Annotated in this window: 8 protein-coding genes; 2 read left to right on the top strand and 6 right to left on the bottom strand. The window is 52.0% G+C overall.

Annotated elements, in window-relative coordinates; genetic code table 11:
- Positions 1-93: 93 nt before the first annotated feature.
- Together ychF and pth are read right to left on the bottom strand one after the other, a co-directional pair.
- Complete coding sequence (gene ychF / locus DXX3274_RS11470; protein ID WP_038658500.1) at positions 94-1,185, bottom strand: redox-regulated ATPase YchF; 1,092 nt, start codon at positions 1,183-1,185, stop codon at positions 94-96.
- 129 nt (positions 1,186-1,314) lie between these two features.
- On the bottom strand, positions 1,315-1,902 hold the full coding sequence (gene pth / locus DXX3274_RS11465; RefSeq protein WP_042859886.1) for an aminoacyl-tRNA hydrolase: 588 nt from the start codon (positions 1,900-1,902) through the stop codon (positions 1,315-1,317).
- Positions 1,903-2,146: 244 nt separating this feature from the next.
- Between pth and ychH the strand changes: the two genes are divergently transcribed.
- The gene (ychH, locus tag DXX3274_RS11460; RefSeq protein WP_042859885.1) at positions 2,147-2,434 is read left to right on the top strand and encodes a stress-induced protein YchH; all 288 of its coding nucleotides are present in this window, start codon (positions 2,147-2,149) and stop codon (positions 2,432-2,434) included.
- Positions 2,435-2,675: 241 nt separating this feature from the next.
- On the opposite strand, the gene DXX3274_RS11455 is transcribed toward ychH, so the two are convergent.
- Positions 2,676-3,578, bottom strand: a complete 903-nt coding sequence (locus tag DXX3274_RS11455) for a LysR family transcriptional regulator (RefSeq protein ID WP_042859884.1) — start codon at positions 3,576-3,578, stop codon at positions 2,676-2,678.
- 175 nt (positions 3,579-3,753) lie between these two features.
- Here DXX3274_RS11455 and DXX3274_RS11450 point away from each other — a divergent pair, with 175 nt between their 5' ends.
- Positions 3,754-4,524 (top strand): type 1 glutamine amidotransferase domain-containing protein, encoded by a 771-nt coding sequence (locus DXX3274_RS11450; protein ID WP_042859883.1) that lies wholly within the window; start codon positions 3,754-3,756, stop codon positions 4,522-4,524.
- 152 nt (positions 4,525-4,676) lie between these two features.
- On the opposite strand, the gene prs is transcribed toward DXX3274_RS11450, so the two are convergent.
- The 3 genes from prs to lolB all read right to left on the bottom strand — a co-directional run bounded on the left by prs (position 4,677) and on the right by lolB (position 7,252).
- Complete coding sequence (prs, locus tag DXX3274_RS11445) at positions 4,677-5,624, bottom strand: ribose-phosphate diphosphokinase (RefSeq protein ID WP_012769780.1); 948 nt, start codon at positions 5,622-5,624, stop codon at positions 4,677-4,679.
- Between the two features lie 128 nt (positions 5,625-5,752).
- Complete coding sequence (ispE, locus tag DXX3274_RS11440; RefSeq protein ID WP_042859881.1) at positions 5,753-6,628, bottom strand: 4-(cytidine 5'-diphospho)-2-C-methyl-D-erythritol kinase; 876 nt, start codon at positions 6,626-6,628, stop codon at positions 5,753-5,755.
- 3 nt (positions 6,629-6,631) lie between these two features.
- Complete coding sequence (gene lolB, locus DXX3274_RS11435; protein ID WP_039695402.1) at positions 6,632-7,252, bottom strand: lipoprotein insertase outer membrane protein LolB; 621 nt, start codon at positions 7,250-7,252, stop codon at positions 6,632-6,634.
- Positions 7,253-7,377 lie beyond the last annotated feature (125 nt).

Genomic DNA, 7,377 nt, shown 5'->3' with positions numbered 1-7,377 from the left:
AGACAAAGAAAAATCCACGCAATTGCGTGGATTTTATAAGGTTCGTTACTCCGCATGAGATTTAATGCAACCTCATGAGACAACAAATTTTATTTAGACGTTAAACAGGAAGTTCATAATATCGCCATCCTTAACGATATATTCTTTCCCTTCTGAACGCATTTTGCCGGCTTCTTTGGCGCCTTGTTCACCTTTGTATGTGATGAAATCGTCAAAGGCGATGGTCTGGGCGCGGATAAAACCTTTTTCAAAGTCGGTGTGGATTTTACCGGCCGCCTGCGGGGCAGTGGCGCCGACCGGGATAGTCCATGCGCGAACTTCTTTCACGCCAGCGGTGAAGTAGGTTTGCAGATTCAGCAGTTCATACCCTGCGCGGATAACACGATTCAGGCCCGGTTCTTCCAGACCTAACTCAGCCATAAACTCTTCGCGATCGGCATCATCGAGTTCCGCAATATCTGATTCAACGGCGGCACAGACGGCCACGACAACAGAACCTTCAGCGGCAGCGATTTCACGTACTTTATCGAGGTACGGGTTGTTTTCGAAACCGTCTTCGTTGACGTTGGCGATGTACATGGTTGGCTTCAGTGTCAGGAAACTCAGATATTTGATTGCTGCTTTATCTTCATCGCTTAAATCCAGCGAACGCAGCATGCCTGCGTTTTCCAACTGCGGTAAGCATTTCTCCAACGCGGCCAGTTCAGCTTTCGCATCTTTATCGCCGCCTTTGGCTCTTTTCTGCACGCGATGAATGGCGCGCTCGCAGGTATCGAGGTCAGACAACGCCAGTTCGGTGTTGATCACGTCGATGTCATCGGCCGGATCAACTTTGTTGTTTACGTGGATGATGTTGTCGTTTTCAAAGCAACGCACCACGTGGCCGATGGCTTCGGTTTCACGGATGTTGGTCAGGAATTGGTTGCCCAAACCTTCGCCTTTGGACGCGCCTTTCACCAGACCGGCGATATCCACAAACTCCATGGTGGTGGGGACGGTACGCTGTGGTTTGACAATCTCGGCCAACTGGTCGAGGCGCAGGTCCGGCATCGGCACTACGCCGGTGTTTGGCTCGATAGTACAAAACGGAAAGTTGGCCGCTTCGATGCCGGCTTTGGTCAGCGCGTTGAACAGAGTGGATTTACCCACGTTAGGCAGCCCAACGATACCGCATTTGAATCCCATGTTTATCTCACCTTAAAAATCACTAATCATCAGGCTTTCGTTGCAAAAAGCCTGTCAGAATGGAAAAAGTCAGTCTTGATGCCAATTATACACATAATGCGGCATGAACTCGATCCGCCCGATTGCCCATCATGACGCTTTGAACGCGTGCAGACGGTTCATGGCTTTGATCATGTCTTCCTTCATCAGGATATCGGTGCAGCGCAACGATTCGTCAATCGCTTGATCGATCAGCGCCTGTTCGCTGGTGGGCGGTTTGCCCAACACGAATCCCACCACCTTGTTTTTATCGCCCGGATGGCCGATGCCGATGCGCAACCGGTGAAAATTGGGGTTGTTGCCGAGTTTGCTGGCGATATCCTTCAGCCCATTGTGGCCGCCGTTACCGCCGCCGAGCTTCAGCTTGGCGACGCCGGGCGGCAGATCCAGTTCATCATGCGCCACCAAAATTTCATCCGGCGCGATGCGGTAAAAGGTCGCCATCGCCGCCACCGCTTTGCCGCTCAGGTTCATGAACGTTGTGGGCACCAGCAGGCGCACATCGTTGCCTGCCAGCGTCAGGCGTGCGGTATAGCCGAAAAACTTGCTCTCTTCTTTCAGCGACTGCCGGTAGGCTTCCGCAAGACGGTCAACGTACCAGGCGCCGGCGTTATGGCGGGTAGCGGCGTATTCAGCGCCGGGGTTGGCCAGACCTACAATCAATTTGATGCCACTCACAGTTTGATACCACTCATCATTCGATACGACTCATGCGATACGTTTCCGGATTGGGTGTCGCCGCAGGCAACGCAACCCATCGGGATAATTGGCAAAGTCGTTAGTTTAACTCAGGGGAAGTTGATCACCAACATGTGATCCTTCACGCAACCCCATTGTGAAGTGCTGTTTATACTGTGAACAAATCAGAGAGACACGCAGCAATATTCTGATTATTTCCACTGGATATTTCTGGAGGTGAAATATGAAACGTAGAAATGCTGTGATGGTAGGCAACGCATTTATGGGATTAGGTATGTTGCTTATGATTGCCGGAATAGCCTACTCGATTGCCAATCAGCTGCCTGAATTGAATTTGCCGGGTTCGCTCTATTATATAGAGCTGCTGGCTATCTTTGCCGGTGCTATTCTGTGGCTGGCCGGCGCGCGCATTGGCGGGCGGGAAAACGTGACGGATCGTTATTGGTGGCTGAAGCACTTTGATAAGCGCTGCCGCCGCGAACGGCATCTAGTAAAAATTTATTTATATTAATGAATTATCCTTCTTCATTCTGCCGGATGACGTTGACCGGATAAAGCGGAAAGGCAGATAAGAACAAGGGTAATATTATATGCTCATATGGCTACTTAGGAGGGATGTGACAACTTTTCTTATTTATAAAAAAAATTGATTTTAATCTGGTAGTGGCTGAATGCGGTGGCGGACACCCGCAACGTTAATGCTTAAAAATCAGCATATAACCCCTGATGTTAATAGATCGAATTATATTTATTCAAATATTCATTGTACGTGAGCATATATCGATAAAGGCACGCAGCTTGGGTTGATTTCTGCCCGCCTTGGAAAAGTAGAGAAAAAGGCCATCATTGCCTGGAGAACTGTCAAGCAGCGCGGGCTCCAGGGTCCCCATTGCCAGTTCGCGCGAAGTATGAAACGTAGAAGAATAAATGAGCCCCACCCCTTTAACCGCAAGACTGCGCATAAGTTCGCCATCGTTGACCGTAATCGGGCCAGCCGGATCAATTCGTACTGTTTCATTGTTCTCAATAAACTCCCAACGGTAAATATCGCCTTTTTCCGGGCGACGGAATCGGATGCATTCATGATGAACAAGATCGCTGGTAACTTTGGGCTTCCCCTTTGCGCTGAAATAGGCGGGTGATCCAAAAACAGCCCATTGAAAAGGTTTGGAAAGCCTAATCGCAATCATATCCTGCTCAATGTATGAACCGATCAAAATACCAGCGTCATAACCTTCAGAAATAAAATTGTTGTGACGATTACTGACGGTAATGTCCAGGTTTACATTTGGCCATGCCTGGCGAAATGCAGGCAGTAGAGGCTCGATGACATGCGGTAAGGCCAGGCGTTCCACAATCAACCGCAATGTTCCGGCAGGCGCTCTGGAAGACTGAATGGTATCTTCAAGGCTGGCCGCAATTGCACGCGCGGCAGGTTCAATCTTCAAGAGCAGGTTCTTTCCTGCTTCTGTCAGTGCCATTTTGCGGGTAGTTCTGTGAAAGAGCAGGACGCCAAGACGGAGCTCCAGTTTCTGTAGCGCCTGGCTGATGGCCCCCGGTGTTTTGCCAAGATCAAGAGCTGCTTTCCGGATACTGAGCCTTTTCGAGATGGCTAGAAATTCTTGCAATCCATCAAAGTTATTGTCCTGACTCATCTCGCATTCTCATCTGTTTTAGCTCGTCCGCATATTGACATTCTGCGGTAATAATTCCCATCAATACAAGATTATTAGCCTGTTTTTTTAAACAATCTGTTCCGTTTTGGCTGTCTACCTCTGGTTATTGAACTTGGATACAGTGAGGTCACGCCAACAACCTGAAGGAAATCATATGTCACTTGCAAAGTATGTCGTTTGTCTCATCGTCGCAATTACCGCATTCACGGCTTCTACAATGTCGGAGGCAGCTCAAAACACTCAAAAGCGAGAAAAAATATTAATCGTCGTATCCAGTCTGGATAAGAAAACCGAGAATCTTGTCGGCGGGTTTTGGTTTCCAGAGCTGACTCATCCGGTTAAGGTGTTTGATAAAGCAGGCCTTGATTTTGATATCGCCAGTCCCAAAGGCGGTTTGGCTCCTTTCGATGGTTTTGACTTGAAAGATCAGGCCAGTCTGGATTTCTGGACCAATCCTCACCATCGAAACAAGCTGGGTCAAACGATTAAACTATCGGATATCGACCCGTCAAAATATTCTGCGATTCTGCTTGTCGGCGGTCATGGCCCGATGTGGGATTTTGTAAATAATACCGAGCTTAGTCGCATTGTACGGGCTATGTACGAAAACAACGACATTATCAGTGCCGTTTGTCATGGTCCCGCAGGGCTCATAAACGTGAAACTCAGCAACGGTGAAAACTTAATTAAAGGCCGTCGTCTCACGGGATTTACCGCTGAGGAAGAGGTTTCGCGTCAGTACGACAAGATCGTTCCATTTGAACTGGAGGACGCCCTGAAGAAAGGCGGCGCCAGGTTTGAACAGGCACCCATATTTGAGAACAAAGTCGTGGTTGATGGACGCCTGATCACCGGACAAAATCCAGCTTCGGCAACGGCGCTTGGAGAAGCTGTGGTCAAGGCGTTACAAGCCAGGACACGGTAAAAGACGACCGCATGGCCGATAGTGCCGCACGGTGAAGGATCAGGTGATGGTTCAGTGTCTCGGTCAAAATTCGGAAATATTTTTCGCTTCCTGTAAAAACGCCATCGGATAATCATTATCCGATGGCGTAGTCATTGCAGCAAAAATATCGATTAGTGCTCAAACATCGCAGAAATGGATTCTTCGTTGCTGATACGGCGGATGGCTTCCGCCAGCATGCCTGACAAGGTCAGCGTGCGTACGTTCGGCAGCGATTTGATATTTTCTGACAGCGGAATGGTGTCGCAGACAATCACTTCATCAATAACAGAGTTCTTGATGTTCTCGTAAGCGTTGCCAGAGAAAATCGGATGGGTGGCGTAGGCGAAGACACGTTTAGCGCCACGCTCTTTCAGGGCTTCCGCCGCTTTGCACAGGGTGCCGCCGGTGTCGATCATATCGTCGACCAGCACGCAATCGCGGCCGGCTACGTCACCGATGATATGCATCACCTGAGAGACGTTGGCGCGCGGGCGGCGCTTGTCGATGATCGCCATATCGGTGTCGTTCAGCAGTTTGGCGATAGCGCGGGCGCGAACCACGCCGCCGATATCCGGAGAAACGACGATCGGGTTGTCCAGATTCTGTTGCAACATGTCTTCCAGCAGGATAGGGCTGCCGAACACGTTGTCTACCGGCACGTCGAAGAACCCCTGAATCTGCTCGGCGTGGAGATCCACCGTCAGGACACGGTCAACGCCGACGCTGGAGAGGAAGTCAGCCACAACTTTGGCGGTAATCGGCACGCGGGCGGAACGTACACGGCGGTCCTGGCGGGCATAGCCGAAGTAGGGGATAACAGCGGTAATACGTCCTGCGGAAGCGCGGCGCAGGGCATCAACCATAACAACCAGCTCCATCAGATTGTCATTGGTGGGAGCACAGGTCGACTGGATGATGAAAATATCACCACCGCGTACATTTTCGTTGATTTGTACGCTGACCTCGCCGTCGCTAAAACGACCAACAGCAGCGTCGCCCAGACTGGTGTACAAACGGTTGGCAATACGTTGTGCTAGTTCCGGTGTGGCGTTACCAGCAAAAAGCTTCATATCAGGCACGAGAAGAACCTCAAGCTTGCGTCCAGAGAAATATCCGCCTGCGGAAGGCCGTGTGTCGTACCGCAAGCAGGATATACATACGGGTGTATGGAAAAGATCGCTAGAACATCACGGTCGGCGGTGGTGTTTTAGCAATCCTTGGATTGCCCGGAAAGCCGCCGTTGCAGCGGGGAAACGTTAACACCACGCGCAACAAAGCCATGCAATAATCCTTCCGGGGCCCGGTTTAGCACCTGACGAGCGGCGGACTCGGTGTCGAATTCGGCAAACACGCAAGCGCCAGTGCCAGTCAGGCGCGACGGTGCGTATTCTAACAGCCATAAAAGTCGCTCTTCAACCTCACGAAAACGTTTTCTTGCGACGGCTTCACAATCGTTGCTGAAAGTTTGTGTCAGTAATTGTGACAACGGGCGTACCGGCGTATCTCGCGTCAAATCCGGATCGGCAAAGATGAGCGGGGTCGGAATGCTGACGCCGGGATGAACCACCAGATACCATTTTTCCGGCGGCGACACCGGGGTCAGCCGTTCTCCCACGCCTTCGGCGAACGCGGCGTGCCCATGCACGAATACCGGGACATCCGCCCCCAGTTTCAGGCCCAGTGCGGCCAGCGTGTCGACCGGTATCTGGCAGCGCCACAACTGGTTCAGCGCCACTAATACGGTGGCGGCGTTTGACGAACCGCCGCCCAGGCCGCCGCCCATCGGCAGACGTTTGTCGACGGCGATATCGGCGCCGGCAAACGGTAATCCTGCCTGTTGACAATAGGCCTGCAACTGACGGGCGGCGCGAACCACCAGATTTTGTTCATCGGGGACGCCGGGCAACGGCGTCAATAACACAATGTGCTGATCCTGACGCGGGGTAATGGTCAGGGTGTCGCCGTAATCCAGAAACTGAAACAGCGTCTGCAGATTATGGTAGCCGTCCGGGCGGCGGCCGGTGATGTACAAAAACAGATTCAGCTTGGCCGGGGAAGGCCAGCGATTGCATGCGGTCGCCATGATTTATTGCGTCGTCCAGTTGTCCATTTTCAGTTTGATGCGCTGCTCGCCCTGCGTCAGTTCCAGGCTTTGCGGCAACGGCAGCGGACCATCGGTATAGGACTGATAGGACACGCTCCAGTGCTGGTCGCCCTGCTGATAGTTTACGCTGCGCAGCAGAGCGCGTTCATCCAGGGCGAAATCCTGCGCGTCGCCCGGCAGGCCAAGCATCCACTGGCGCAAATTATCGAGCGGAATAGCCATGCCGGTTAACTGCTGAACCATGTACTGTGCGTCTTTACCCACATAGCGCTTGCCCTGACCATCGGTAATTTGAACGCTGTTCGCGCCGGCCTGCAGTTCCAGTTCGGTACTGCCCAGCGGGCTGGTCAGCAGCAGACGGTAACGCTGCGGCGAAAATTGCTGCCAGAAGAAACGGGCATACAGCTTTTTCCTATCGGAAATATAGGCGAATGAGCCGCGGGTCTGATAGTTGGTCAGATTCTGCACTTTTTGCTCATGCTCGCGCCACTCGGGAGAGGTCGGTTTTTTACCCGGCAAGGTGGGCTGCGTCAGGGTACAGGCAGTCAGTAACACACTCGCCAAAGGCAGTAACCGTAAGGCGCGAACGGGATTATTGGGCATGTCGAAAAGGTCCTGTTACAAGCATCATGGGTTCACAACAAGGCGTCACGCTAGCGGGGTTGGCTGGCAGCGTCAATGCCTGTGATGCTGCCCGGCGCGCTGGCGACAACGTGAACGCGGTTGCC

This window comes from Dickeya sp. NCPPB 3274, assembly GCF_000406205.1.
GTDB classification, from domain to species: domain Bacteria; phylum Pseudomonadota; class Gammaproteobacteria; order Enterobacterales; family Enterobacteriaceae; genus Dickeya; species Dickeya fangzhongdai.
This window is presented reverse-complemented; position numbering and strand designations above follow the sequence as displayed.

Excerpts from the sequence above, each read along its gene's own strand:
- ychF (WP_038658500.1), bottom strand. The coding sequence starts at position 1,185 with ATGGGATTCAAATGCGGTATCGTTGGGCTGCCTAACGTGGGTAAATCC.
- DXX3274_RS11450 (WP_042859883.1), top strand. The coding sequence starts at position 3,754 with ATGTCACTTGCAAAGTATGTCGTTTGTCTCATCGTCGCAATTACCGCA.
- ychH (WP_042859885.1), top strand. The coding sequence starts at position 2,147 with ATGAAACGTAGAAATGCTGTGATGGTAGGCAACGCATTTATGGGATTA.
- lolB (WP_039695402.1), bottom strand. The coding sequence starts at position 7,252 with ATGCCCAATAATCCCGTTCGCGCCTTACGGTTACTGCCTTTGGCGAGT.
- ispE (WP_042859881.1), bottom strand. The coding sequence starts at position 6,628 with ATGGCGACCGCATGCAATCGCTGGCCTTCCCCGGCCAAGCTGAATCTG.
- DXX3274_RS11455 (WP_042859884.1), bottom strand. The coding sequence starts at position 3,578 with ATGAGTCAGGACAATAACTTTGATGGATTGCAAGAATTTCTAGCCATC.